The 25,418-nt window shown below is 62.1% G+C and carries 20 protein-coding genes, 2 tRNA genes and 1 pseudogene; 5 read left to right on the forward strand and 18 right to left on the reverse strand.

Features of this window, described 5'->3' with window-relative positions; translation table 11 throughout:
- Window positions 1-219: pseudogene (locus AC1RTA_RS02140) on the reverse strand (cell division protein ZapE); the annotation flags it as partial.
- A 304-nt stretch (window positions 220-523) separates the two neighbouring features.
- Here AC1RTA_RS02140 and AC1RTA_RS02145 point away from each other — a divergent pair.
- A complete protein-coding gene (locus AC1RTA_RS02145) occupies window positions 524-967 on the forward strand; it encodes a hypothetical protein (protein ID WP_492783837.1) in 444 nt (147 codons plus the stop codon).
- Window positions 968-1,146: 179 nt separating this feature from the next.
- On the opposite strand, the gene lpdA is transcribed toward AC1RTA_RS02145, so the two are convergent.
- The 10 genes from lpdA to AC1RTA_RS02195 all read right to left on the reverse strand — a co-directional run bounded on the left by lpdA (window position 1,147) and on the right by AC1RTA_RS02195 (window position 12,596).
- Window positions 1,147-2,571: a dihydrolipoyl dehydrogenase gene (gene lpdA, locus AC1RTA_RS02150; RefSeq protein ID WP_014237276.1), complete on the reverse strand. Its 1,425-nt coding sequence runs from the start codon at window positions 2,569-2,571 to the stop codon at window positions 1,147-1,149.
- A gap of 92 nt (window positions 2,572-2,663) precedes the next feature.
- A complete protein-coding gene (odhB, locus tag AC1RTA_RS02155) occupies window positions 2,664-3,872 on the reverse strand; it encodes a 2-oxoglutarate dehydrogenase complex dihydrolipoyllysine-residue succinyltransferase (RefSeq protein WP_014237275.1) in 1,209 nt (402 codons plus the stop codon).
- A gap of 27 nt (window positions 3,873-3,899) precedes the next feature.
- Entirely contained in the window at window positions 3,900-6,722 is a 2,823-nt protein-coding gene (locus AC1RTA_RS02160) for a 2-oxoglutarate dehydrogenase E1 component (RefSeq protein WP_014237274.1), read from the reverse strand.
- A gap of 113 nt (window positions 6,723-6,835) precedes the next feature.
- On the reverse strand, window positions 6,836-8,131 hold the full coding sequence (gltA, locus tag AC1RTA_RS02165) for a citrate synthase (RefSeq protein WP_014237273.1): 1,296 nt from the start codon (window positions 8,129-8,131) through the stop codon (window positions 6,836-6,838).
- 80 nt (window positions 8,132-8,211) lie between these two features.
- Window positions 8,212-8,454, reverse strand: a complete 243-nt coding sequence (locus AC1RTA_RS02170; protein ID WP_014237272.1) for an FAD assembly factor SdhE — start codon at window positions 8,452-8,454, stop codon at window positions 8,212-8,214.
- Window positions 8,454-9,173, reverse strand: coding sequence for a succinate dehydrogenase iron-sulfur subunit (locus tag AC1RTA_RS02175; protein WP_014237271.1), 720 nt, complete (start codon window positions 9,171-9,173; stop codon window positions 8,454-8,456). Before AC1RTA_RS02175 ends, AC1RTA_RS02170 begins: the two co-directional genes overlap by 1 nt.
- Before the next feature lie 21 nt (window positions 9,174-9,194).
- Window positions 9,195-10,988: a succinate dehydrogenase flavoprotein subunit gene (sdhA, locus tag AC1RTA_RS02180; RefSeq protein WP_014237270.1), complete on the reverse strand. Its 1,794-nt coding sequence runs from the start codon at window positions 10,986-10,988 to the stop codon at window positions 9,195-9,197.
- A gap of 3 nt (window positions 10,989-10,991) precedes the next feature.
- Complete coding sequence (gene sdhD, locus AC1RTA_RS02185) at window positions 10,992-11,339, reverse strand: succinate dehydrogenase, hydrophobic membrane anchor protein (RefSeq protein WP_014237269.1); 348 nt, start codon at window positions 11,337-11,339, stop codon at window positions 10,992-10,994.
- Window positions 11,333-11,725 (reverse strand): succinate dehydrogenase, cytochrome b556 subunit, encoded by a 393-nt coding sequence (gene sdhC, locus AC1RTA_RS02190; protein ID WP_014237268.1) that lies wholly within the window; start codon window positions 11,723-11,725, stop codon window positions 11,333-11,335. Before sdhC ends, sdhD begins: the two co-directional genes overlap by 7 nt.
- 130 nt (window positions 11,726-11,855) lie before the next feature.
- Window positions 11,856-12,596: a GntR family transcriptional regulator gene (locus tag AC1RTA_RS02195; protein WP_014237267.1), complete on the reverse strand. Its 741-nt coding sequence runs from the start codon at window positions 12,594-12,596 to the stop codon at window positions 11,856-11,858.
- Between the two features lie 188 nt (window positions 12,597-12,784).
- Between AC1RTA_RS02195 and AC1RTA_RS02200 the strand changes: the two genes are divergently transcribed.
- From AC1RTA_RS02200 to AC1RTA_RS02210, 3 genes are all read left to right on the forward strand, one after another.
- Window positions 12,785-13,771, forward strand: coding sequence for a malate dehydrogenase (locus tag AC1RTA_RS02200; protein ID WP_130458329.1), 987 nt, complete (start codon window positions 12,785-12,787; stop codon window positions 13,769-13,771).
- 69 nt (window positions 13,772-13,840) lie between these two features.
- A complete protein-coding gene (locus AC1RTA_RS02205) occupies window positions 13,841-14,848 on the forward strand; it encodes an HpcH/HpaI aldolase/citrate lyase family protein (protein WP_492783838.1) in 1,008 nt (335 codons plus the stop codon).
- Between the two features lie 101 nt (window positions 14,849-14,949).
- The gene (locus AC1RTA_RS02210) at window positions 14,950-16,110 is read left to right on the forward strand and encodes an NnrS family protein (RefSeq protein WP_492783839.1); all 1,161 of its coding nucleotides are present in this window, start codon (window positions 14,950-14,952) and stop codon (window positions 16,108-16,110) included.
- A 37-nt stretch (window positions 16,111-16,147) separates the two neighbouring features.
- Here AC1RTA_RS02210 and AC1RTA_RS02215 read toward each other — a convergent pair whose 3' ends face one another.
- From AC1RTA_RS02215 to AC1RTA_RS02225, 3 genes are all read right to left on the reverse strand, one after another.
- The gene (locus AC1RTA_RS02215; RefSeq protein WP_050804298.1) at window positions 16,148-16,633 is read right to left on the reverse strand and encodes an RNA methyltransferase; all 486 of its coding nucleotides are present in this window, start codon (window positions 16,631-16,633) and stop codon (window positions 16,148-16,150) included.
- A 238-nt stretch (window positions 16,634-16,871) separates the two neighbouring features.
- Window positions 16,872-19,469, reverse strand: a complete 2,598-nt coding sequence (gene acnB, locus AC1RTA_RS02220) for a bifunctional aconitate hydratase 2/2-methylisocitrate dehydratase (protein WP_492783840.1) — start codon at window positions 19,467-19,469, stop codon at window positions 16,872-16,874.
- A gap of 190 nt (window positions 19,470-19,659) precedes the next feature.
- Window positions 19,660-21,831, reverse strand: coding sequence for an ABC transporter substrate-binding protein (locus AC1RTA_RS02225; RefSeq protein ID WP_492783841.1), 2,172 nt, complete (start codon window positions 21,829-21,831; stop codon window positions 19,660-19,662).
- 132 nt (window positions 21,832-21,963) lie between these two features.
- On the opposite strand from AC1RTA_RS02225, the gene fabI reads away from it, so the two are divergent.
- Window positions 21,964-22,761, forward strand: coding sequence for an enoyl-ACP reductase FabI (fabI, locus tag AC1RTA_RS02230; protein WP_014237260.1), 798 nt, complete (start codon window positions 21,964-21,966; stop codon window positions 22,759-22,761).
- A gap of 93 nt (window positions 22,762-22,854) precedes the next feature.
- Here the strand turns inward: fabI and AC1RTA_RS02235 are convergent, their stop codons facing one another.
- The 4 genes from AC1RTA_RS02235 to AC1RTA_RS02250 all read right to left on the reverse strand — a co-directional run bounded on the left by AC1RTA_RS02235 (window position 22,855) and on the right by AC1RTA_RS02250 (window position 25,294).
- Window positions 22,855-24,747 (reverse strand): SurA N-terminal domain-containing protein, encoded by a 1,893-nt coding sequence (locus tag AC1RTA_RS02235; protein ID WP_492783842.1) that lies wholly within the window; start codon window positions 24,745-24,747, stop codon window positions 22,855-22,857.
- 68 nt (window positions 24,748-24,815) lie between these two features.
- Window positions 24,816-24,892 (reverse strand) — tRNA-Asp (locus tag AC1RTA_RS02240).
- Between the two features lie 25 nt (window positions 24,893-24,917).
- A tRNA-Val gene (locus AC1RTA_RS02245) sits at window positions 24,918-24,993 on the reverse strand.
- Between the two features lie 28 nt (window positions 24,994-25,021).
- A complete protein-coding gene (locus AC1RTA_RS02250) occupies window positions 25,022-25,294 on the reverse strand; it encodes an HU family DNA-binding protein (RefSeq protein ID WP_014237258.1) in 273 nt (90 codons plus the stop codon).
- Window positions 25,295-25,418 lie beyond the last annotated feature (124 nt).

Raw genomic sequence — 25,418 nt, forward strand, 5'->3', positions numbered from 1 at the left:
GAAATAGACGCCCCGGGGCACTTCCAGGCGGGAATTGAACATCTTGTAGAGCTTGTTGCGCCGCGCCGCCTTGAAGGCCACCAGCTCGTAATAGAGCTTCTGCAGCCGCTCGGCCGCCGCCTTCTGGGCCGCATCGGCAGTGAATCCGCGGGAGGCCAGCAGGGCCTCATAGGCATCGAGCATACCGCGCTCGGGAACGTTGAGGGTACGGTGAGGCATGGGGAATCCGTCGGGGGCACCGGGGGTGCGATGTTGTTGTGGCGCCTGGGTATGTGAAAGGCCAAACGCTGGAAGTCCTGTATTTTAAAACATCGGCAGGGGACGGCCCAGCGTTAGAAATAGAAGTCCTACTACTGACTAGGAATACCTATCTACGATACTGATCGATCTATGCTCGCTAGCCAGCGAAATTTGAGACAAATGCCAAGTAAATGGATAATCACATCTACTCCTAATTCGACATGGCAATAAACAACACGGTCCCAGATCAACCTCGTTAAGCTACCCCTTATAGCGTTACACCATGGACATCATTCTCAGCAATATCACCAGCATGCATTGGTGGTTCGATATGGTTTTCCCCGTTGCTATCGCCGCGTTATTACCAAAAATATTTCGCTGGCTATCATCACATGCAAAATCGCTAAGTCGTAGCATTCGGGCGAAGCGCCTTCACCGAATTAAGTCTATTCGCCATGACTCGCTATTGATTTCCTATGAAATGAACAGGTCAAGTGCATTCTTTGTAGTCTTTGTACTTTTAGCTATCGGCACAGTTATTACGCTTTTGTTCACCCCGAATCAACAACCGCGTACAGGAAGTGAAGCATCAGTTTTCTGGCTTGCACCCATTCCCATGTTTTGGGCTGAACTCGCATGGTTGCTCAAAGACAGACTTGTTCGAGAAACCCTCAAGTCACGGGCAAAGTTACGGATGGCATCTCGGCATGGGACTACAGGCCATTAGTCCCAAGTTCCGCATGGCCCATAGGAAAAAGATGTTGGCCGGAAATTTCAACCTCCTTCACATCCACCTCTACAGATTCAATATTGCTAGCCAAGTCTTAATCTGAACGGAAAGAAAAAGGCGAGGAACAATCCTCGCCTTTTTTGTCTGCACCGGGCCGCAGCCCGGATGCTTTACGCTTAGAAGTGCAGCGGGCGCTTGTCGCAGGCCAGGGCGGCTTCGTGCACCGCTTCCGACAGGGTCGGGTGGGCGTGGCAGATGCGGGCCAGGTCTTCGGAGGCGCCGCCGAACTCCATGGTCACCACGGCTTCTGCGATCAGTTCGGAGGCATTGGGGCCGATGATGTGCACACCCAGGATGCGGTCGGTCTTGGCGCAGGCCAGCATCTTGACGAAGCCGGTGGGGTCGCCCATGCCCAGGGCCCGGCCGTTGGCCAGGAAGGGGATCTTGCCGGCCTTGTAGGCCACGCCATCAGCCTTGAGCTGCTGTTCGGTCTTGCCGACCCAGGCGATCTCGGGGCTGGTGTAGATGACCCAGGGGATGGTGTCGAAGTTGCAGTGACCGGCCTGGCCGGCCATCAGTTCGGCAACCATGACGGCCTCTTCCATGGCCTTGTGGGCCAGCATGGGGCCGGACACCACGTCGCCCACAGCCCAGACGCCGGGCAGGTTGGTGCGGCAGTGGCCGTCCACTTCGATCTGGCCGCGCTCGTTGAGCTTGAGGCCGATCTTTTCGGCGTTGAGGCCGTCGGTGTTGGGCACACGGCCGACGGAGACGATCAGGCGCTCCGCATCCAGCTTCTGTTCCTTGCCGTCCTTGTCGGTGTAGGCGATGGAGACGCCCTTCTTGCTGACCTTGGTCTCGCCCAGCTTGACGCCCATCTGGATGTTGAGGCCCTGCTTGGTGAACAGCTTGAGGGCTTCCTTGGCCACGTCCTGGTCGGCGGCGGCGAGGAAGTCGGGAGAGGCTTCCAGGATGGTCACTTCGGAACCCAGACGGCGCCACACGGAGCCCATTTCCAGGCCGATGACGCCGGCGCCGATGATGGCCAGCTTCTTGGGCACGGACTGTTGTTCCAGGGCGCCTTCGTTATCCAGCACGATCTTCTGGTCCACGGCGATGCCGGGCAGATGACGGGCCTTGGAGCCGGTGGCGACGATGACCTGCTTGGCCTCGACGACTTCGTCGCCGACCTTGACCTGCCAACCGGCGCCGCCCTGACCGACGAAGGAACCGTGGCCATTGAGCTGGGTGACCTTGTTCTTCTTGAACAGGCCCTTGATGCCGGAGGTGAGCTGGGTCACCACGGCGGTCTTGCGGCCGATCATGGTGGGCACGTCGATCTTGGGTGCGCTCACCTGGATGCCCTGGGCGGCGAAGGCGTGGCCGGCTTCCTCGAACAGGTGGGAGGTGTGCAGCAGGGCCTTGGAGGGAATGCAGCCCACGTTCAGGCAGGTGCCGCCGAGGCGGGGTTCGCCCTTGGGATCGGCGTAGGGATTGGATTCGCAGCAGGCGACGGAGAAGCCCAGCTGGGCGGCGCGGATGGCAGCCACATAGCCGCCGGGGCCGCCGCCGATGACGAGAACGTCGAATTGTTTGGACATGGTCAGAACCTTTCGTTCATGAAAAGAACGCAGAGGGCGAAGGCTGGTGGCCCCGCGGCTCTGCGTTCCTTGGATCAGTCAGTCAATGCGCATTAAACGCCGAGCAGCAGGCGGGCGGGATCTTCCAGGGCTTCCTTCATGGTCACCAGACCCAGCACGGCTTCGCGGCCGTCGATGATGCGGTGGTCGTAGGACATGGCCAGGTAGTTGATGGGGCGCACCACCACTTGACCGTTCTCGACCACGGCGCGGTCCTTGGTGGCATGGATGCCGAGGATCGCGGACTGGGGCGGGTTGATGATGGGGGTGGAGAGCATGGAGCCGAACACACCGCCGTTGGAGATGGAGAAGGTGCCACCGGTCAGTTCTTCGATGGAGATCTTGCCGTCCTTGGCCTTCTGGCCGTATTCGGCAATCTTCTTCTCGATGTCGGCGATGGACATCTGGTCGGCATCACGCAGGATGGGCACCACCAGACCGCGGGGGGAACCCACGGCGATACCGATGTCGATGTAGCCGTGATAAACGATGTCGTTGCCATCCACGGAGGCGTTCAGGATCGGGTACTTCTTCAGGGCAGCCACGGCGGCCTTGACGAAGAAGCCCATGAAGCCCAGACGCACGCCATGTTCCTTCTCGAACTTGTCGCCGTACTGCTTGCGCAGGGCCATGACCGGGGCCATGTTCACTTCGTTGAAGGTGGTGAGGATGGCGTTTTCGTTCTTGGACTGCAGCAGGCGCTCGGCGATGCGGGCGCGCAGGCGGGTCATGGGAACGCGCTGCTCGGGACGGTCACCCAGGGGGATGGACACGGCAGGGGCAGCCACGGCGGGCGCGGCGGCCTTGGCTTGGGCGCCCACGGCGTCTTCCTTGGTGACACGGCCACCACGGCCGGTGCCGGAGACGTCGGCGGCAGCGATGCCCTTCTCGTCCAGGATCTTGCGGGCGGCGGGGCTGGCGGTGCCGGCAGCAGCAGCCGGAGCAGCGGCAGCTGCCACCGGGGCCGGAGCGGCAGCGGCGGGAGCAGCGGCGGCAGCCGGAGCGGCGCCGGCGGCAGCCTTGGCTTCGGTGTCGATCTGGGCGATGACTTCGCCGGAAACCACGGTGTCGCCGTCGCCCTTGATGATCTTGACGATCACGCCGGCATCGGGAGCGGGCAGTTCCAGGACCACCTTGTCGGTTTCGATATCGATGAGGTTCTCATCGCGGCTGACAGCTTCGCCTGCCTTCTTGTGCCAGGACACCAGGGTGGCTTCGGCAACGGATTCGGACAGTTGCGGGACTTTGACGTCGATAATCATGATCTACGTTTCCTTTGTCTCTCGGTTTTAGTTCAGTTTGCCCAGTGCTTCTTCCAGCAGGGCTTTTTGTTGCTCCACGTGCTTGGCCAGGTAACCCACGGCCGGCGCAGCAGCAGCAGGACGGGCCACCACGTGCAGGGTCTGACCCTTCTTCAGGGCGACTTGCAGGCGGTGAGCCTTGGCGTACCAGGCACCCTGGTTCAGGGGCTCTTCCTGGCACCACACCAGTTCCTTGGCGTTGGGGAACTTGGACAGTTCCTCATCGAAGCGCTTGTCGTCGAACGGATACAGCTGCTCGACGCGCAGGATGGCGATGTTCTCCAGTTTGCGTTCCTTGCGGGCGGCCACCAGGTCGTAATAGACCTTGCCGGCGCAGGCGATGACACGGGTGACCTTCTTCGCTTCCAGCTTCTCGGTTTCGCCGATGATGGTCTGGAAGGTGCCGTTGGCCAGCTCGTCCAGGGAGCAGGAAGCGCTGGGGTTGCGCAGCAGGGACTTGGGCGTCATCACCACCAGGGGCTTGCGCTGCTTGCGCACCATCTGGCGACGCAGCAGGTGGAAGATCTGGGCGGCGTTGGAGGGGTAGCAGACTTCCCAGTTGAACTCGGCGGAAAGCTGCATGTAGCGTTCCAGGCGGGCGGAGGAGTGCTCCGGACCCTGGCCTTCGTAGCCGTGGGGCAGCAGCAGGGTCAGACCGCAGGCACGACCCCACTTGGCCTCGCCGGAGCAGAGGAACTGGTCGATCACCACCTGGGCGCCGTTGGCGAAGTCGCCGAACTGGCCTTCCCACACCACCAGCTCATTGGGCTCGGCGGTGGCGTAGCCGTATTCGAAGGCCAGCACGGCCTCTTCGGACAGCACGGAGTCGAAGCTCTGGAAATTGCCCTGGTCTTCCTGCAGGTTGGCCAGGGGGATGTAGGAACCGGCGTCCCACTTTTCCCGGTTCTGGTCGTGCAGCACACCGTGACGGTGGAAGAAGGTGCCGCGACCCACGTCCTCGCCGGAGATGCGCACGCCGTAGCCCTGGGCCAGCAGGGTGGCGTAGGCCAGGTTCTCGGCCATGCCCCAGTCCACCGGCAGCTTGCCCTCACCCATCTGGGCCCGGTCTTCGATGATCTTCTTGACGCGGGAGTGCATGGTGAAGTTTTCGGGAATGGCAGTCAGGCGCTTGGCCAGACGCTGCAGTTCCTTCTTCGGCACCTTGGTGTTGCCGAGCTCGGTGTACTTCTTGTTGGTGTAGGGCGCCCAGTCGTTGGCGTGCTGGCGCTTGTAGTTGGACAGCACGGGGTCGGACAGCAGCTTGCCCTGGTCGAGGGCGGCGCGGAAGTCCTTGATGATCTGGTCGGGACCGTCGGCGGAGAGCACGCCCTGGGCCACCAGCTTGTCCGCGTACAGCTTGCGGGTGCCGGGGTGGGCCTGAATCTTCTTGTACATCAGGGGCTGGGTCACCATCGGCTCGTCCTGCTCGTTGTGGCCGAGCTTACGGAAACAGATGATGTCGATGACCACGTCCTTCTTGAAGGTCTGACGGAATTCCAGGGCCAGCTGGGTGACCAGGGCCACGGCTTCCGGATCATCGCCATTGACGTGGAAGATCGGGGCTTCGACCATCTTGAAGATGTCGGAGCAGTACAGGGAGGAACGGTAGTCCCGGGGATCGGAGGTGGTGAAGCCGATCTGGTTGTTCACCACGACGTGCACCGTGCCGCCGGTGCCGTAGCCGCGGGTCTGGGAGAAGTTCAGCATTTCCTGGTTCACCCCCTGGCCGGCAACGGCGGCATCGCCGTGGATCAGGACGGGCAGGATCTGGGCCTTGGCCGCATCGTCACCGCCGCGACGACGCTGGCGGGCATAGACGGAACCTTCCACCACCGGGTTCACGATTTCCAGGTGGGAGGGGTTGAAGGCCAGGGTCAGGTGCACCGGACCATGGTCGGTGGACACGTCGGAGGAGAAGCCCATGTGGTACTTCACGTCGCCGGAGGACAGATCCTGGGCCTTCTTGCCTTCGAACTCGTCGAACAGCATCTTGGGCGCCTTGCCCAGGGTGTTCACCAGCACGTTGAGGCGGCCGCGGTGGGCCATGCCGATGACGATTTCCTGGACGCCGGTGGCGGCGCCGGTGCGGATCACTTCGTCCATGGCGACGATGAGGGACTCGCCGCCTTCCAGGGAGAAGCGCTTCTGACCCACGTAGCGGGTGTGCAGGTAGCGTTCCAGGGTCTCGGCCACGGTCAGGCGGTCGAGCAGGCGCTTCTTGCGCTCGGGCGTGTAGTTGCCATTGCCGCGGCTGGGTTCCAGGCGTTCCTGCAGCCAGCGCTTCTGGGCAATGTCGCTCATGTACATGTATTCGACGCCGATGGAACCGCAGTAGGTTTCCTTCAGCGCCTCGATGATCTGGCCCAGGGGAGCGCGATCGGCGCCGAACTGGAAGGAGCCGGTATTGAAGGGCTCGTTCAGGTCGGCGGGCGTGAAGCCGTAGAAGGACGGCTCCAGTTCCTGGATTTCGGGGCGTTCCTGGCGCTTGAGCGGGTCCAGATTGGCCCAGCGGTTGCCCAGGAAGCGGTAGGCATTGATCAGCTGCAGGACGGCAACCTGCTTCTTGTCGTCACCTGCGGCCACCACGGTACGCACCGGACCCCGCTTGCCCTGTTCGGCAAAGGCGGCGATCACGGGGAAGTGGGGAACATCGCGGGCAGCGGCACCCGGCTGCTGGGCCAGCTTGTCGAAGTATTCGCGCCATTCGTCGGGAACGGACGCGGGATTGTCGAGGTAGTTCTCGTACAGCTCCTCCACGAACGGGGCATTGCCGCCGAAGAGGTAGGAGGTGCCGAAGTTTTGCATCATCATGGCAATCACCTGTGGTGTGGTTTTATTGTTGGAACGTCTGTCTCTCACTGCAATCGGCGAATTTTCCGCCGACCATTGAAAAAAAGGGCGGCCACGCCGCCCCTTTTCTCGTCTTACTTACGGCTGGCCAGCGGCGCGACGTCGCGCTTGGCGGCGCCGATGTACAGCTGACGCGGACGACCGATCTTGTATTCCGGATCGGTGATCATCTCTTCCCACTGGGTCATCCAGCCCACGGTACGAGCCAGGGCGAAGATGCAGGTGAACATGGAAGTGGGGATACCGAGGGCCTTCTGCACGATGCCGGAGTAGAAGTCCACGTTCGGGTAGAGCTTCTTCTCGACGAAGTACGGATCTTCCAGGGCGATCTTTTCCAGTTCCATGGCCAGCTTGAACAGGCGATCGTTTTCCAGGCCCAGTTCCTTCAGAACGTCGTTGCACACCTGGCGCATCAGCTTGGCGCGGGGGTCGAAGTTCTTGTAAACGCGGTGGCCGAAGCCCATCAGCTTGAAGGAGTCGTTCTTGTCCTTGGCGCGGGCGATGTATTCGCCGACGCGGGAGACGTCGCCGATCTCTTCCAGCATCTGCAGGCAGGCTTCATTGGCGCCGCCGTGGGCAGGGCCCCACAGGCAGGCGATACCGGCGGAGATGCAGGCGAAGGGGTTGGCACCGGAGGAGCCGGCCAGACGCACGGTGGAGGTGGAGGCGTTCTGCTCGTGGTCGGCGTGCAGGGTGAAGATGATGTCCAGGGCGCGGACCAGCACGGGGTTCGGCTTGTAGGTCTCGCAGGGGGTGCCGAACATCATGTGCATGAAGTTGGCGGTGTAGTCCAGGTCGTTGCGCGGGTACATGAACGGCTGACCGGTCGTGTACTTGTAGGCCATGGCAACGATGGTGGGCATCTTGGCGATGATGCGGTTGAAGCTGATGCTGCGATGCTCGGCATCGGAGAAGTCCATGGCTTCATGGTAGAAGGCGGACAGAGCACCGACCACACCGACCATCACGGCCATGGGGTGGGCGTCGCGGCGGAAGCCGCTGAAGAACTTGGCCAGCTGTTCGTGCACCATGGTGTGGTTCTTGATGGTGTCTTCGAAAGCGGTCTTCTGGGAAGCGTTCGGCAGTTCGCCGTTCTTCAGCAGGTAGGCGACTTCCAGGAAGTTGCAGTTTTCGGCCAGTTGCTCGATGGGATAGCCGCGGTACAGCAGCTCGCCCTTGTCGCCATCGATGAAGGTAATCTTGGATTTGCAGCTGGCAGTGGACAGGAAGCCGGAATCGTAGGTGAAGAGACCGGTTTTGCCGCCCAGGGTACGAATGTCAATACAGTCGTTGCCGTGGGTGGGAGACATGATCGGGAAATCGACCGGCCCTTGGCCTTCGATATTGAGAGTAGCCTTGCGTTCGCTCATTTTGCAGCCCCTGTGGTGGTGGTTGTCATCACTACTTTTTTAGCGAAGGACGAGGCGCCATGGTGGCGCCCCTTCCTTACTCAGCACTTACGCAATTTGGCCAGTACGGCAGCCTCATGCGGGTCGGAAAGTTCCTTGCCCCCAACAATCAGGCCAAGGAAATCCCAATCTTCTAATTCCGCCAGCTTTTTGAAGGCTTCGACCTCCGGTTCCGTCAGCTTGTCGAATTCCTGGTCGAGGAATTTGGTCAGCGTCAGGTCCAGCTCCAGGAGGCCGCGGCGGATGCAGCGCCAGCGAAGGCGCTCGTATTCAGCACGATCCATTAAACAGCACGCCGAACCATCATTTCCTTGATCTTGCCGATGGCCTTGGTGGGGTTCAGGCCCTTCGGACAGACATCAACGCAATTCATGATGGTGTGGCAACGGAACAGGCGATACGGGTCTTCCAGGTTGTCCAGACGTTCGTTGGTGGCCTGGTCGCGGGTATCGGCGATGAAGCGGTAAGCAGCCAGCAGGCCGGCCGGACCGACGAACTTGTCGGGGTTCCACCAGAAGGACGGGCAGGAGGTGGAGCAGCAGGCGCAGAGGATGCACTCGTACAGGCCGTTCAGCTCTTCACGCTCTTCCGGAGACTGCAGACGCTCGCGCTCGGGAGGAGGATCGTTGTTGATCAGGTACGGCTTGATGGAGTGGTACTGCTTGAAGAACTGGGTCATGTCCACGATCAGGTCGCGCACCACGGGCAGACCGGGCAGGGGCCGCAGCACGATGGGCTGGGGCAGCTCGTCCACGTCGGTGAGGCAGGCCAGACGGTTCTTGCCATTGACGTTCATGGCGTCGGAACCGCACACGCCTTCGCGGCAGGAGCGGCGGAAAGCCAGGGAATCGTCCTTGACCTTCAGGCGCACCAGGGCATCCAGCAACTTCTTGTCGGACTGTTCCAGTTCGACGGTGATGTCCTGCATGTAAGGTGCGTTGTCCTTATCCGGATCGTAGCGATAGATCTTGAATTGAACGGTACGTTTGGTATTGGCGCTCATTTGCGTAATTCCTTCCTGGCCTTAGTAGGTCCGCTTGGCGAGAGCGATGGACTCGACGTCGGCAGACATCGGCTGCAGGTTCACCGGCTTGTAGTCGAGGCGGTTGCCTTCGGAGTACCACAGGGTGTGCTTGAGCCAGTTCTTGTCGTCGCGGCCGGCCGGGGTCTCGGCGGTATCCAGGGCATCGTCGCGCACGTGGGCGCCGCGGGATTCCTTGCGGGCTTCGGCGGAGATCATGGTGGCCTTGGCCACTTCGATCAGGTTGTCCAGTTCAAGGGCTTCGGTACGGGCGGTGTTCCAGACCTTGGACTTGTCCTTGATCTCGGTGGTCTTGGCCCGTTCGGCGACCTTCTTGATTTCCTCGACGCCAGCCTTGAGCAGGTCGTTGAAGCGGAACACGCCGGCATGCTTTTGCATGGTGCGCTGCATGGCCAGACGGACTTCATGCACGCTCTCGCCGTTCTTCTGGTTGTCCAGACGGGCGATACGGGCCAGGGAAACGTCGGCGGCGTTGGCCGGCAGGGGCTTGTGGGCGCGGGGATTGCCCTTCAGGTCTTCCACCACGGACTCGCCGGAGGACTTGCCGAAGACCAGCAGGTCCAGCAGGGAGTTGGTGCCCAGGCGGTTGGCGCCATGCACTGAAGCGCAGGCGCACTCGCCAGCGGCGTAGAAACCGCCCACGGGAACGGACTTCTCGTCGCCCTTCGGCACAATGACCTGGCCCTTGTAGTTGGTCGGAATACCGCCCATCTGGTAGTGGCAGGTCGGCACCACGGGGATCGGGGCCTTGATGGGATCCACACCGGCAAACTGGATGGAGATTTCACGAATGCCGGGCAGGCGCTTCATGATGGTCTCGGGGGACAGGTGGGTAATGTCCAGCAGCACGTGATCCTTGTCGGGACCGCAGCCGCGGCCTTCATTGATCTCGGTCACCATGGAACGGGACACCACGTCGCGGGAGGCCAGATCCTTCAGGTTGGGGGCATAGCGTTCCATGAAGCGCTCGCCGGAAGCGTTGCGCAGAATGCCGCCTTCGCCGCGCACGCCTTCGGTGATCAGCACACCGGCACCGGCCACGCCGGTGGGGTGGAACTGCCAGAATTCCATGTCTTCCAGGGGGATGCCGGCACGGGCAGCCATACCGACGCCGTCACCGGTGTTGATGAAGGCATTGGTGGAAGAGTAGTAGATGCGACCGGCACCGCCGGTGGCGAAAATGGTGGCCTTGGCGTGGAAGATGTGAACCTCGCCGGTTTCCATTTCCATGGCGGTCACGCCCAGCACGTCGCCGTCTTCGTCACGGATCAGGTCCAGGGCCATCCATTCCACGAAGAACTGGGTGTTGGCCTTGACATTGCGCTGGTACATGGCGTGCAGCATGGCATGACCTGTACGGTCAGCGGCTGCACAGGAGCGGTTCACCGGCTTCTCGCCATAGTTCTGGGAGTGGCCGCCGAAGGGGCGCTGGTAGATCTTGCCGCTGTCCAGACGGTCGAAGGGCATGCCGAAGTGTTCCAGTTCCACGACCACTTCGTTGGCCTTCTTTACCATGAATTCGATGGCGTCCTGGTCACCGAGCCAGTCGGAACCCTTGACGGTGTCGTACATGTGCCAGTGCCAGTTGTCCTCGGTCACATTGCCGAGGGAGGCGGCCACGCCACCCTGGGCGGCAACCGTATGGGAACGGGTGGGGAACACCTTGGACAGCACGGCGGTCTTGAGACCGGCTTCGGAAACTTGCAGTGCGGCGCGCAGACCGGCACCGCCGGCACCCACGATCACCACATCATACTTATGCACGGGGATAGTCATTACTTACAGTCTCCACAGAATCTGAGTGGCCCAGCCGGCGTAGCCGAGCAGGGCGAAAATGGTCAGGACATGCAGCACCAGGCGGATGCCGGTGGGCTTGACGTAGTCCATCCAGATGTCACGCACGCCGATCCAGGCGTGGTAGAACAGGGAGAGGAAAAACAGGAAGGTAATGAACTTCATGAAGCCGTTGGCGAACAGGCCGCGCCAGGCTTCGTAGGTGTTGGGGCCGATAGCGCCGACGGCCGCCAACAGGATGACGGAATAGACGGCCATGATGACGGCCGTGGCGCGCTGGGCAATCCAGTCCTTCAGGCCGTAATGGGCGCCAACAACAATGCGATTTACCATAGCAGGGCAACTCCCAGGATGACGGTCAGCGCGATGCTGACGGCGAAGACGATCTTGCTGGTCAGACGGGCGGATTCGAGATCAACGCCCATGTGCACATCCAGGAACAGGTAGCGGATACCGGCACAGAAGTGGTGACAGAAGGCCCACAGCAGGCCCAGCAGGATGATCTTGACCAGGGGATGGGCTGCGACGGCCTTGAAGGTGGCAAACGACTCGGGCGTCGCCAGGCTGCTTTGGAACAGCCACAGCAGCAGGGGCAGACACAGGAACAGGCCGGCGCCGCTGACACGGTGGAGAATGGAAAGAATACCCGGTAGGGGCAGGCGGATCGTTGTCAGGTCCAGATTTTTCGGACGCTTCTTTTTGATACTGAGTTCTGCCATGAACGTCATCCCTCTTGCTTGTTGCGAAACGGCGACTGAACTGCCACCGCACCCTTATGAAAGTTATAAATTATAGTGTTTTTCGACTTCCCTTTGTTTCCGAATTTCCGTTGCCGCCGACCTCCTTGTCTCAGCCTAGTTCATTCAGATAATGGTGTTTCTGGGTCGAGTAAAAGCCGCGGCGCCACTCGACCGGCTTGTTGCCGTAGGTAAATGCCACCCGCTCCACCAGCAGCAGGGGACTACCTTCCGGCACCCGCAGCAAATCCGCATTGCTCTTGTCTGCAGCCACAGCACGAATGCGCTCTTCGGCGCGGATCATGCGCACGCCGTAACGGGACTCGTACATGCTGTAGAGGGATTGATCGCTGCCCTTGAGGATTTCCAGGGAGAGATCAGGAAAGAGATCGCTGGGCACGTAGATTTCGTCCAGCACCACCGGCTCGGCATCAAAGCTCAACAACCGGCGCACGATGGTGATGGGCTTGCCGACTTCGAGACCGAGAACCCGCGCCACATCCTGGCCGGCCTTGGCACGCCAGCATTCGATGGGTTCGCTGTGGGATTGCTGCAGACCGCCTTCGTTGGGAACGAGGCGCAAAAAACGGAAAAAGGAACGGGGATCGTTGTGGGTGGCGACGAAAGTGCCCTTGCCCTGACGACGCACCAGGAGATTTTCGGCAGCCATCTCGTCGATGGCCTTGCGCACCGTTCCCTGACTCACACCAAAGCGCAACGCCAGCTCGGATTCGCTGGGAATGGCATCGCCGGGACCCCATTCCCCCGCTTCCAGGCTACTCATCATCAACTCCTTGATCTGACGATACAAAGGGCTGAAGGTGGGCGACAGTGACGTAACTTGGCGGGTCATAATCTGGTTATTTCAGCACAAAAAACGTCAATAGTCTATTCTAATACTTACATCTTATATAAGACATAAGTTGCAACATTGACACCCCGGAAACGAGGGCATACTATTTCAAAGCTTGGCGCGGAGAGCCTGCGCCGGCGACGAATTCACGAATTTTGTTCAACGACTGTACTCACAGGAGTCGCACCATGTCCAAAGCCCCCATGCGCGTAGCCGTTACCGGCGCCGCCGGCCAGATCGGCTACAGCCTGCTCTTCCGCATCGCCTCCGGCGAAATGCTCGGCAAAGACCAGCCCGTCATTCTGCAGCTGCTCGATCTGCCGCAAGCCCAGCAGGCCGTCAAGGGCGTGATGATGGAACTGGAAGACTGTGCTTTCCCGCTGCTGGCCGGCATGGTTGCCACCGACGACCCCAACGTCGCCTTCAAGGATGCCGACGTCTGTCTGCTGGTGGGCGCCCGCCCCCGCAGCAAGGGCATGGAGCGTGCCGACCTGCTGACCGCCAACGGAGCCATCTTCACCGTTCAGGGCAAGGCCATCGCTGAAAACGCCAAGGAAGACGTGAAGGTCCTGGTGGTGGGCAACCCCTGCAACACCAACGCCTACATCGCCGCTTCCGCCGCCAAGAAGGTTGGCCGCACCAACCCCCGCAACTACCACGGCATGCTGCGCCTGGACCACAACCGCGCCCTGTCCCAACTGGCTGCCAAGACCGGCCGCGCCGTTTCCTCCTTCAAGCAGATGGTCGTGTGGGGCAACCACTCCCCCACCATGTACGCCGACTACCGTTTCGCCACCTCCAACGGTGACAACGTCAAGGGCCTGGTGAACGATGCCGTGTGGAACAACGACGTCTTCCTGCCCACCGTGGGCAAGCGCGGCGCCGCCATCATCGAAGCCCGGGGCCTGTCCTCCGCCGCTTCCGCCGCCAATGCCGCCATCGACCACGTGCGTGACTGGGTCCTGGGCTCTTCCGAATGGGTCACCATGGGCGTGCCTTCCGACGGCTCCTACGGCATCCCCGAAGGCGTCGTGTACGGCTTCCCCTGCGAGTGCAAGAACGGCGACTACAAGATCATCCAGGGCCTGGAGATCGACGAGTACAGTCGCGGCAAGATGAACGCCACCCTGGCCGAGCTGGAAGAAGAGCGCGCCGCCGTGGCTTCCATGCTGTAAGCAACAGCAAGCCACTTGCTGCAAAGGCCGCGGTAAAATGCCGCGGCCTTTTTCTTTGGAGCTTTGCCCATGACCCTGCGTCATCCCAACGACGTTCTCTTCGCCGGTGAAAAGCCCTTCCCCGTCCTGCCCGTGGTGGACCACTACGCCGGATCGGAAAAGCTCATGAAGAAGGCCCTGCAGCTGCAGCAGGAACTGGCCCATAACAACCAGCCCGTTTTCGACATCACCTGCGACTGCGAGGACGGTGCCCACGCCGGTGCCGAAGCCGAACATGCGGAAATGGCCGCCGGCCTCATCAGCGGCAGCGACAACCGCTTCGGCCGGGTCGGTGCGCGCATCCACGACATCACCCACCCCCACTGGCGCCAGGATCTGGAAATCCTGGTCTACCACGCCGGCCAGCGCCTCGCTTTCCTGACCATTCCCAAGGTTCGCTCCGTCGACGATGCGCGGACCCAGATCGATGCCCTGCGCAGCATCGAGGCCCAGTGCCGGATCAGCCGCCCCATTCCGGTCCACGTGCTGATCGAAACCCACGGCGCCCTCAAGGACGCCTGGGAAATTGCCGCCCTGCCCGGCGTCGAAAGCCTGGACTTCGGCCTCATGGACTTCGTCTCCGGCCACCACGGCGCCATTCCCGGCAGTGCCATGAAGAGCCCCGGCCAGTTCGACCACCCCCTGGTGGCCCGGGCCAAGGCCGACATCGCCGCCGCCGCCCTGGCCAACGGCGTGGTGCCTTCCCACAATGTCACCACCGAAATCAAGGACTCGACCGTGGCGGCCGACGACGCCGGCCGTGCCCGCCGGGAGTTCGGCTATCTGCGCATGTGGAGCATCCACCCCAACCAGATCATGCCCATCGTCGAAGCCATGCGCCCCGACTTTTCCGAAGTGCAGGAAGCCACGGAAATCCTGGAAGCTGCCCAGGACAAGGACTGGGGCCCCATCCAGCATGCCGGCCGACTGCACGACCGGGCTTCCTACCGCTACTACTGGGAACTGCTGCAGCGGGCCCAGGCCACGGGCATGGACATCCCCGCCGGCGCCGCCCGGCGGTTTTTCAGCCAAAGCTGACAGGCATCAAAGCGCATCGACCATCGGGGCTCCTATTCTGGAGCCCCTTTTCATGTCGGGCCGGCCAATTGCCGCCGCCCGGCCCAAGCGGACACACCATCGTGAAATTTGCCGAACACCCGCTGTGGCTGGTGGGCTTTCGCCCCTTCTTCGCCCTCGCCTGCCTGGCCGGCCTGAGCCTGCCCTTGCTGTGGGCCGCCGTCTTTTCCGGCGCCCTCGCCCTGCCCGCCGCCTCCATTACCCCGCTGCAATGGCACGCCCACGAAATGTTCTTCGGCTTCGGCTGGGCCGTCCTCGGCGGCTTCCTGCTCACGGCCACGAAAAACTGGGTCTCGGTACGAGGCCATCACGGCGCTTCCCTGGCCTACCTGGCTGCCGCCTGGCTGCTGGAACGGGTGGTCATGGCCACCGCCGGGTCATGGCCCGACTGGCTGCTCCACCTGGGCTGCAACCTCTTCATCGGCAGCATCATCGTCATGCTGCTGCATACGCTGATCCGCTACCGGGCCCAGGACAGCTATCGGGACAACTACTATTTCCTGCTGGTGCTGCCGGCCTTTCTCGTGGCCAAGCAATTGCTGCTGCAGCCGGAGACCTTTGCCATCGGCGTCGGCATCACCCTGGGCCTGTTCCGCATGGCCTTCCTGGTGATGTTCGAACGGACCCTGACCCAGTTCATGAAAGGCGTGTTCCAGGTCGCCATCCTCCGCCATCCGCTCCTGGATGGCGCCATCAAGGGGCTGGGGCTGCTGCTGGTGCTGCAACCCCTGCTGCCGCCGCTGGCCGGCGCCGTCCTGGCCCTGCTGCTGGCCGCCCTGCTCCTGCTGCGCCTGGCATTCTGGAAGCCCCTGCTGGGTCTCAGCCGCATCGACATCGGCGTCATGTACCTGGGCTATCTGGCCATCACCGCCCAACTGCTGCTGGAGAGCCTGCATTACTTCAGCCCGGTGCCCTGGATCGGCTCCCTGTCGCTCCACGTATTCACCTTCGGCGCCATGGGCCTGGTGATTCCGGCCATGCTGATCCGCATCGCCAAGGGCCATACCGGCCGCAAGGTGGTCTTCGAGGCTGCTGACAAGCTGGCCCTGCGGCTGATGCTGCTGGGTTTTGTCCTGCGCATCGTCATGCCCCAGTTCTTCCCGGCAGCCTATGAACAGTGGATCTATCTGGCCGCCGCTTGTTGGCTGGGCTGTTTCGGCCTGCTCGGCTGGCGCCTGATCCCCTTCCTGCTCGCCCCCCGGGTGGACGGCAAGGTGCATTAGCCTGGAAGGGCGCCATGACGGCCTTCCAGGGTGCCTGCTAGCCGCGGTAGCCGCCGGCCTTCAGCATCCGGTCGTACAGCACCACATTGACCGTCGCTGCCAGGTTCATGCAGCCGTGGGTCGGGATGTAGACGATGTCCTGGCACCAGGAGGTGACGTTCTTCCTCAGGCTGCCATCCTCCGGGCCGAAGATGTAGAAGGCCCGTTCCGGGTGGCGGTACTCGGTCAGGGGTTTGGCCTCCGGCACCAGTTCGATGGCCACCGGCACACAACCCAGTGGGATCACCTGCTGCAGATCGTCCACACCGATCAGGGGCAGTTGCTGGTGCACCTGCTTGGTGTCGGTGCAGAATTCCTTGGCCGTGTCATAGCGCTTGCCGGTGTAGAAAACCGTATTGACGCCATAGCAGCCGGCAGCCCGCATGATGGAGCCCACGTTGCCCGGGCTTTTGGGGTTGTACAGACCGATGCAGGAATAGCCGCTGCAGGTTTTGATGGCCTGCTTCTTGGTGATGATTTCCATTGTTTCCCTTAACACGGCAAAGCCGGCGACCGCCCATGGCGCAGTTGCCCGGGGCCGGAGCATAACCGATCCCGGCCGGCATTCCATAGCAGCCAGCCGTGCCACCGTACCACCGGGGCTGCCAACAGCGGGACCGGCACGCCAAAGGAAAGGCGTCGCTGCAAAAAAAACGGCCCCGCCGAAGCGGGGCCGCATCTCCTCGTGTTGCTTCCTTTGGTTTTGTCTTGCGCCGTACCGCTCAGACGGTAACGGTTTCCGCCACTTCCACGAACTCGGGGATCTGGTCGAAGTTCATGTAGCGGTAGATGTCGGCAGCCTTGGCATTCACCACCTGGATGTATTCCATGTACTCGGCCACAGTCGGGATCTTGCCCAGCAGGGAGCACATGGCGGCCAGTTCGGCGGAGCCCAGGTACACCCGGGTGTCGATACCCAGACGGTTGGGGAAGTTCCGGGTGGAAGTGGACATGGCGGTGGAACCCTTGCGGATCTGGGCCTGGTTGCCCATGCACAGGGAGCAGCCCGGCATTTCCATACGGGCACCGGCCTTGCCGAGGACGCTGTAGTAACCTTCTTCGGTCAGGATCAGGGCGTCCATCTTGGTGGGCGGAGCAATCCACAGGCGGGTCGGGATGTCGGACTTGCCATCCAGCACCTTGCCGGCAGCGCGGAAATGACCGATGTTGGTCATGCAGGAGCCGATGAACACTTCGTCGATCTTGTCGCCGGCGACTTCGGAGAGGACCTTCACGTCATCCGGGTCGTTGGGGCAGGCAACGATGGGTTCCTTGACGTCGGCCAGATCGATCTCGATCACGGCGGCGTACTGGGCATCGGCGTCGGCCTTGAGCAGGGTGCCGTTGGCGATCCACTCTTCCATGGCCTTGATGCGGCGCTTCAGGGTACGGGCGTCCTGGTAGCCTTCGGCGATCATCCACTTCATCAGGGTGATGTTGGAGCGCAGGTACTCGACGATCGGCTCCTTGTTCAGGGCGATGGCGCAAGCAGCGGCGGAACGCTCGGCAGCGGCGTCGGAGAGCTCAAAGGCTTGTTCCACCTTCAGATCGGGCAGACCTTCGATTTCCAGGATGCGACCGGAGAAGACGTTCTTCTTGCCCTTCTTCTCCACGGTCAGCAGGCCCTGCTTGATGGCGTACAGGGGGATGGCGTTGACCAGATCGCGCAGGGTGATGCCGGGCTGCATCTTGCCCTTGAAGCGCACCAGCACGGATTCGGGCATGTCCAGGGGCATCACGCCGGTGGCGGCAGCGAAGGCCACCAGACCGGAACCGGCCGGGAAGGAGATGCCGATGGGGAAACGGGTGTGGGAGTCACCGCCGGTACCCACGGTATCGGGCAGCAGCAGACGGTTCAGCCAGGAGTGGATGACGCCGTCACCAGGACGCAGGGCAACGCCGCCGCGGGTGCTGATGAAGGAAGGCAGTTCGCGGTGCATGCGCACGTCCACCAGCTTGGGATAAGCGGCGGTGTGGCAGAAGGACTGCATCACCAGGTCGGCGGAGAAGCCCAGGCAAGCCAGGTCCTTCAGCTCGTCGCGGGTCATGGGGCCGGTGGTGTCCTGGGAACCCACGGTGGTCATCTTCGGTTCGCAGTAGGTGCCGGGCAGGATGCCCTTGCCTTCCGGCAGACCGCAGGCACGGCCCACCATCTTCTGGGCCAGGGAGTAGCCCTTGCCCGGATCGTTGGGCTGCTGGGGCAGGCGGAACAGGGTGGAAGGAGCCAGGCCCAGGGCTTCGCGGGCCTTGGTGGTCAGGCCGCGACCGATGATCAGGGGGATGCGGCCGCCGGCGCGCACTTCGTCCAGGATCACGGGGGTCTTCAGCTGGGATTCAGCGATGACGGCACCGTTCTTCAGGGCGGTGACCTTGGCGGTGGCCTGGTCGATCTTCAGCTCGATCTCGTCGCCCATGTCCATCCGGCCAACGTCCAGCTCGATGGGCAGAGCGCCGGCATCTTCCATGGTGTTGAAGAAGATGGGGGCAATCTTGGAGCCCAGGCAGACGCCGCCGAAGCGCTTGTTCGGCACGAAGGGGATGTCTTCGCCGGTGAACCACAGCACGGAGTTGGTGGCGGACTTGCGGGAAGAACCGGTACCCACCACGTCGCCCACGTAGGCGATCAGGTTGCCCTTCTTGGCCAGGGCTTCCAGTTGCTTGACGGGACCGCGCTCGCCAGCCTTGTCGGCTTCGATACCCGGACGGGGGTTCTTCAGCATGGCCAGGGCATGCAGGGGGATGTCGGGACGGGACCAGGCATCCGGAGCGGGAGACAGGTCGTCGGTGTTGGTTTCGCCGGTGACCTTGAACACGGTCAGCTTCTGGGAAGCGGGGACTTCGGGACGGGAGGTGAACCACTCGGCATCGGCCCAGGACTGCATCACGGCCTTGGCGTTGGCGTTGCCACCCTTGGCCAGCTCGGCCACGTCGTGGAAGAAGTCGAACACCAGCAGGGTCTTCTTCAGGCCTTCGGCGGCCACGGCGCCGACTTCGGCGTCGCCCAGCAGGTCGATCATGGGCTTGACGTTGTAGCCGCCGAGCATGGTGCCCAGCAGTTCGGTGGCCTTGGCGCGGGAAATCAGGGCACAGGAAAGCTCGCCCTTGGCCACCTTGGCCAGGAACTCGGCCTTGACCTTGGCGGCATCATCAACACCGGCGGGAACACGGTAGGTAATCAGCTCCACCAGGGCCTGCTCCTCGCCCTTGGGCGGGTTTTGCAGCAGGGCGACCAGATCCTTGGTCTGGGCGGCGGACAGAGGCAGGGGGGGGATACCGAGTGCGGCACGCTCGGCGACGTGTTGGCGGTAGGCTTCAAGCACGGCTGGTTCCTCTCGACAGGTGGAATTCAGTGATCTGGGGACAGGGGAGCTGCCCGAAATACGCAACTGCATTCGCAGTCGCCGGAAGCTCCTTAAGTCTTATATATGATATCAGACATCACAGCGGATTTGTGCGACGCCAGAACGCAAAAAAATAGCGCAATACGGGACAAAGGAACAGGGGCGCCGATCAGCGGGCGGACTGCTGCTCCCGGCGACGATGGGCGCGCACCGCCGGCACCAGCAGGCCCGCCAGCGCCAGGAGCAGGAGGGCCAGGGGCCAGCGCACGGGCTGGTTCCATTCCCGCTGCCGGGCCGCCCGGTCGGCGCCATCGACGCGCTGGTACTTGAGGGTGTTGTTGCCCACATCCGTGGGCTTGCGGTTGTAGAGCCAGCGGTGGCCGAGGGTGTAGTTCTTGGGGTGGAAGCCGAAGACCCAGGGGGCATCCTGCTGCACCAGATGCACCATCTGGCGGATGATCTGTTGCCGCTCAGGCCCGTTCTCCATGTTCTTCATGCGCTCGAAGAGGCGGTCGAACTCCGGGTTCATGTAATTGGCGGAGTTCTCCCCCCCGTGCTTGACCCGGGTTTCGCTGCCGTGCAGCAGGAAGAAAAAGTTCTCCGGATCCGGATAGTCCGCATTCCAGCCCAGATAGAACATCTGCACCGCGCCCTTGCGCAGCTTCTCCTGAAAACGGTTCCAGTCGGTGGAACGGACCACCAGCTGGATATCCAGCTTGGCGAACTGGCGGGTCAGCCAGTCCAGCCGCGACTTGTCGCCCATGCCGCCGCCGGTGGTGTCCAGGTTCAGCACCAGGGGCTCGCCGGTGCGGGCGTTGCGCCCGTTGGGCCAGCCGGCCTCGGCCATGAGGCGGCGGGCGCTCTCGATGGACTTGCGCCTGGGAGCGCCGTCCCGCCAGTCGTAGACCACCGGATTGATACCCCCCTGCCCTTCCTCGAAGCCGAAGATGCCGGGCGCCAGGGGGCTCATGGCGGGAATGCCGCGGCCATTCATGAAAATGGAAATGAACTCTTCCTGGTCGATGCCGATGGAAATGGCCTGGCGCAGCTTGCGCCCCCCATCGCCCAGGCCGCCGACCAGGCTGTCCTGCATGTTGAAGCCCATGTAGAAAATGGAAGCCCGGACGCTGGTGAGGAGGCGGATGCCCTTTTCCTGCATTTCCTCGGTGAGCTGCACATCGCCCCCCACATTGAGGCGCACCGCCTGATCGAAACTGTCGGAGGAAATCCCCGAAGCGTCGTAATAGCCCTGGAGGAACTTGTTCCAGTAGGGAATGCTTTCCTTCTCCCGGGTGAACACCACCTTGTCGATGAAAGGCAGCGCCTTGCCGCAATCCGCCAGCAGGCCCTTCTCCCGGTCACCCGGATCGCCTTCACAAGGATAGGTTTCCCCGTGGAAATTGGGATTGCGCTCCAGCACCATGCGGCTGTTGGGATTGTTCTCCGTCAGCATGTAGGGGCCGGTGCCGACCGGATACCAGTCCAGGCTCAGGTTCTTTTCCGCCATGCCGGGCTGGCTGTAGAAGCGGTCCGCCTCCCGCGGCACCGGGGCGAAGAAGGGCATGGCCAGCCAGTAGAGGAACTGGGGATACTTGCCCTTGAGGCGAACCCGCCAGGTATAGCGATCCACCTTCTCCACCCCGGCGAGGGGATAGCGGTCCAGGTCCAGCCAGCCGCCTGCCGGCGCCTTGGCCGCTTCGGCCTGCAGAATCTTGCCCAGCGCGGCCAAGCCTTCGATGCGTTCGGCCATCATGCCGAAGATGGGGGAATGGAGACGGGGATGGGCCAGGCGCTTCATCTGGTAGATGTAATCGTCGGCCGTCAGCTCGCGGCTACCGGTCTCGGCAAAGTCGGCCAGGCGCCGCACGTCCTGCAGCTTGAGGGGATCGAGATCGCCATAAACGGGGGTGCCGTCGGCCTTCAGGGCAAAGGCCGGATGGGGCTGGTAGCGGATGCCGGGTTTGATGCGGATTTCGTACACGCTGCTGGCAATCAGGCTCTCGTCGGCAGTGGCCGGCAATTGACGACCGGCGGCATCGTAATAGCGGGGCACAGGCACGCTCTCGGCCGTGGCGGGAATCAACGTATAGGGACGCTTCAGATAGTGGTACTGGAGCGGCGGCTCGTAGATCTGGCCGGTAAAGACGCTCTCGTCCTCGGCGTAGGACTGGACCGGGTCCAGGTGTTTGGGGCGCTCGGTGAAGGCCGAATAGAGCACGTTGCGACCGGCTTCCGCCACAGGATAGGGGTCGTTCCAGGGGCCTTCACCGCATCCAGCCAGAAGCAGGGGGAGCAGGGAAACCACGAGGGAGACGATCCCGGAAAGAGAGCCTTTGCGCATGGCCCGGAGTTTAGCGGAAGCGCCTGCGAGCGTCATTAAGGAGCCCCCGGCCCTTAACCTCCCGTGACGCACTGCGGTAAAATGCGCCCCGTTTCCGCTATAATCCCGCGGACTTTCAACTTAGGGGCATGTATGGGCTTTCTTGCCGAAAAACGCATCCTGATCACCGGGCTGCTCTCCAAGCATTCCATCGCCTATGGCATCGCCAAGGCTTGCCATCGTGAAGGCGCCCAGCTGGCTTTCACCTACCAGAACGAACGCTTCCAGGAGCGGGTCGCCAAATTTGCCGCCGAGTTCGACAGCACCCTGGTGCTGCCCTGCGACGTCGCCAGCGACGAGGAAATCACCAACCTGTTCGTCGAACTTGGCAAGCACTGGGACAGCCTCGACGGCCTGGTCCACTCCGTTGCCTACGCGCCGTCCGAATCCCTGGAAGGCGACTTTCTCGATGCCATTTCCCGCGATGCCTTCCGCATCGCCCATGACATTTCCTCCTACAGCTTCCCGGCCCTGACCAAGGCCGCCCGCCCCATGCTGAAGAAGGCCAACGGCTCCGTGCTGGCCCTTTCCTACCTGGGCGCCGAACGCACCATGCCCAACTACAACGTGATGGGCCTGGCCAAGGCCAGCCTGGAAGCGGCCGTGCGCTACATGGCCACCAGCCTGGGCCCCGAAGGCATGCGCGCCAACATCATCTCTGCCGGCCCGATCAAGACCCTGGCCGCCTCCGGCATCGGCAGCTTCGGCAAGCTGCTCTCCTACAACTCCCACCACGCCCCCCTGCGCCGCAACGTGACCATCGAGGAAGTGGGTAACGCCGCCGCTTTCCTGCTGTCCGACCTGGCCAGCGGCATCACCGGCGAAGTGCTGTACGTGGACGGCGGTTTCAACACCACCGCCCTGGGCAACGCCGAACCGATGGGCGCCTGACGAGAAAGCCCTTCTCCGGCGGCCCGTCAGCCGCCGCAATAAAAAAGCCGACCGTTTTCACGGTCGGCTTTTTTGTGCCTCGGATAATGCGGATCAACGATCCTTGTTGTCCTCCAGGGCGGCCTTGTTCACTTCGACCTTGTAGCGGGCACGCAGGCCAGCCAGGTAGGCGGCGAAATCTTCCTGGGCCACCAGGGAGGTGTATTCCTTCTGCAGCACCTTGCGCTTGCCTTCATCGAGGGACGAGGGCTGGCTGACCTTCATGATCTTGTACAGCACATAGCCCCCGTTGTTGGGGAACTCCACCCCGGTATAGGCAGGCAGCTTGCCGGCGTCGGTCTTGAAGATGGCCTGCAGGGCGGCGGGCGGCACCTGGCGGCTGCCTTCCATGCGCGACACATTCTTCACCAGGGCCCAGCCCAGCTTGTCCTCGCCGGCCTTCAACTGGGCCAGCTTCTCCTCGCCGGCCTTCTTGGCCAGGGCGTTGCTCTCCTGGATCTTGAGGATTTCCTCAATCTGGCCCTTGACCGTATCGAACGGCTTCAGGCTGGCCGGCTTGTGCTCGACGATACGGGCAGCCACCAGGGTGTTGGGGGCGATTTCAACAGCTTCGGTATTGCGCTTGTTCTTCAGCACATCTTCGCCGAAGAGGGCGGCCAGCGCCTTCTCGTTGCCCAGGACTCCGGCGTTCTGACCGCCGCGACGGGAGAACCAACCTGTCTGCTGCAGCGGCAGCTTGAAGCGGTCCGCCGCCGGCTTGAGGCTGTCGGACTGTTCATAAACCGTGTTGCTGAAGGCCTCAGCCGCTTCGGCAAACTTGCGGGAGGCTGCCTGACGCTTCAGTTCCGCTTCGATCTCCGGCTTCACCTCGTCCAGGGTTTTCAGCTTGCCGCCCTTGATGCCGGTGACCTTGATGATGTGGAAACCGAAATCGGATTGAACCAGGCCGGACAGCTCGCCTTCCTTCTGGCTGAAGACCGCATCCTCGAAAGGCTTGACCATGCTGCCCTTGCCGAAGAAGCCCAGATCGCCGCCCTTGCTGGCAGAACCGGGATCCTTGGATTCGCGCTTGGCGATATCGGCGAACTTGGCAGGATTCTGCTGCACTTCCTTGAGCACGGCTTCGGCCTTGCTCTTGGCCTGGGCCACGTCGCTGCCGCTGGGGATAAGGATGTGGCTGGCGCGGCGCTCTTCGGACTGCTGGTAGCGATCCTTGTGGCCTTCGTACCAGGACTTGATCTCTTCCGGCGTCACGACCAGCTGGGCCAGCAGGGCATCGACCGACAGCTGCACGAACTCGGCCCGCACCTGCTCCGGAATTTCGAAGCTGGCCCGGTTTTCCTCATAGAACTTCTGCATGGCCTCGGCACTGGGCTTGGCCTGAGCCGCAAACTGCTCGGGCACGATACGCAGCTCTGCCACTTGCCGTTCTTCCGCCTGAATGCGCAGCATGGCTTCCGCGGCTGCAGCCGCCACCATGCCCGTATCGCTGACGGAGCCGACCAGCTGCTGCAGCGTCAGATCCTGACGCAACTGGGCTTCGAAACCCGTCTGGGTCAGCCCCTGGGCCTTGAGGGCGGTTTCGTAACGTGCGGCGGAAAACTTGCCGTCTTCCTGCAGGGCGGGAATCTTGCTGATCACATCGCGCAGCAGGTCGTCGCTGGCCATAAGGCGGCGCTTGTTCGCCTCCAGCAGCAGCACCCGCTGATCCACCAGGGAATTGACCACCGCCAGGCGAGCCTCGGGAGACTCCATCAGCGCCGGATTGTAGTTGGGTCCCAGGGCACCCCGGAGCCGCTCCTGCTGGTTGCGCCAGGCCTGCTGATACTGCTGCAGGGTGATGGGCGTGCCACCGACAGTCGCCACATCGCGACTGTCGCCCGCATTGCGGATGTAGGATTCGACCCCCCAGAAAGCGAACGGCAGGGTGATCAATCCGAGAAATACCTGAACGATGCGTTTGTTGTTGCGGACGGCGTCAAACATAAGAAGGCTTCCGTTGTTTGGCTCACTGAAATAAAAAAAGGCGAACTTTCGTTCGCCTTTTTGCTTACTGGCGGAGTGGACGGGACTCGAACCCGCGACCCCCGGCGTGACAGGCCGGTATTCTAACCGACTGAACTACCACTCCTGACTAACTCTGTACGCTCTTTTTCTGGTGGGTGCTGACGGGATCGAACCGCCGACATCCAGCTTGTAAGGCTAGCGCTCTACCAACTGAGCTAAGCACCCGTGCCGTTTGGCTAAGCGCGAAAGACCGTTAGTTTACCGCATCCTTGAGCGCTTTACCAGCGCGGAACTTCGGCACCTTGGCTGCCTTGATCTTGATGGTGGCGCCGGTGCGCGGGTTGCGGCCGGAACGGGCAGCACGCTTGCCAACATAGAAGGTGCCAAAACCCACCAGGGTCACCATGCCGCCCTTCTTCAGGGAAGTCTTGACGGCACCGATGGTGGCATCAAGCGCACGGCCGGCTGCAGCCTTGGAGATATCTGCAGACTTGGCGATTTGATCGATCAGTTCAGATTTGTTCACGTAAGCCCCCTTACATAAAGGTTGTTAACAGGAAAGTCCTGCACGCACTTTTATAACAAGCCGGAAAACCTTGTGTCAAGCGGTTTCTAGCCGATTCGGGGGATATTCTGAGGGGGTGTTGCCA

Source organism: Azospira sp. MPR-E4 (assembly GCF_058809645.1).

Coding starts and splice junctions, on each gene's coding strand:
- AC1RTA_RS02145 (WP_492783837.1), top strand. CDS start 524: ATGGACATCATTCTCAGCAATATCACCAGCATGCATTGGTGGTTCGAT.
- lpdA (WP_014237276.1), bottom strand. CDS start 2,571: ATGTCCAAACAATTCGACGTTCTCGTCATCGGCGGCGGCCCCGGCGGC.
- odhB (WP_014237275.1), bottom strand. CDS start 3,872: ATGATTATCGACGTCAAAGTCCCGCAACTGTCCGAATCCGTTGCCGAA.
- AC1RTA_RS02160 (WP_014237274.1), bottom strand. CDS start 6,722: ATGATGATGCAAAACTTCGGCACCTCCTACCTCTTCGGCGGCAATGCC.
- gltA (WP_014237273.1), bottom strand. CDS start 8,131: ATGAGCGAACGCAAGGCTACTCTCAATATCGAAGGCCAAGGGCCGGTC.
- AC1RTA_RS02170 (WP_014237272.1), bottom strand. CDS start 8,454: ATGGATCGTGCTGAATACGAGCGCCTTCGCTGGCGCTGCATCCGCCGC.
- AC1RTA_RS02175 (WP_014237271.1), bottom strand. CDS start 9,173: ATGAGCGCCAATACCAAACGTACCGTTCAATTCAAGATCTATCGCTAC.
- sdhA (WP_014237270.1), bottom strand. CDS start 10,988: ATGACTATCCCCGTGCATAAGTATGATGTGGTGATCGTGGGTGCCGGC.
- sdhD (WP_014237269.1), bottom strand. CDS start 11,339: ATGGTAAATCGCATTGTTGTTGGCGCCCATTACGGCCTGAAGGACTGG.
- sdhC (WP_014237268.1), bottom strand. CDS start 11,725: ATGGCAGAACTCAGTATCAAAAAGAAGCGTCCGAAAAATCTGGACCTG.
- AC1RTA_RS02195 (WP_014237267.1), bottom strand. CDS start 12,596: ATGACCCGCCAAGTTACGTCACTGTCGCCCACCTTCAGCCCTTTGTAT.
- AC1RTA_RS02200 (WP_130458329.1), top strand. CDS start 12,785: ATGTCCAAAGCCCCCATGCGCGTAGCCGTTACCGGCGCCGCCGGCCAG.
- AC1RTA_RS02205 (WP_492783838.1), top strand. CDS start 13,841: ATGACCCTGCGTCATCCCAACGACGTTCTCTTCGCCGGTGAAAAGCCC.
- AC1RTA_RS02215 (WP_050804298.1), bottom strand. CDS start 16,633: ATGGAAATCATCACCAAGAAGCAGGCCATCAAAACCTGCAGCGGCTAT.
- AC1RTA_RS02225 (WP_492783841.1), bottom strand. CDS start 21,831: ATGCGCAAAGGCTCTCTTTCCGGGATCGTCTCCCTCGTGGTTTCCCTG.
- fabI (WP_014237260.1), top strand. CDS start 21,964: ATGGGCTTTCTTGCCGAAAAACGCATCCTGATCACCGGGCTGCTCTCC.
- AC1RTA_RS02235 (WP_492783842.1), bottom strand. CDS start 24,747: ATGTTTGACGCCGTCCGCAACAACAAACGCATCGTTCAGGTATTTCTC.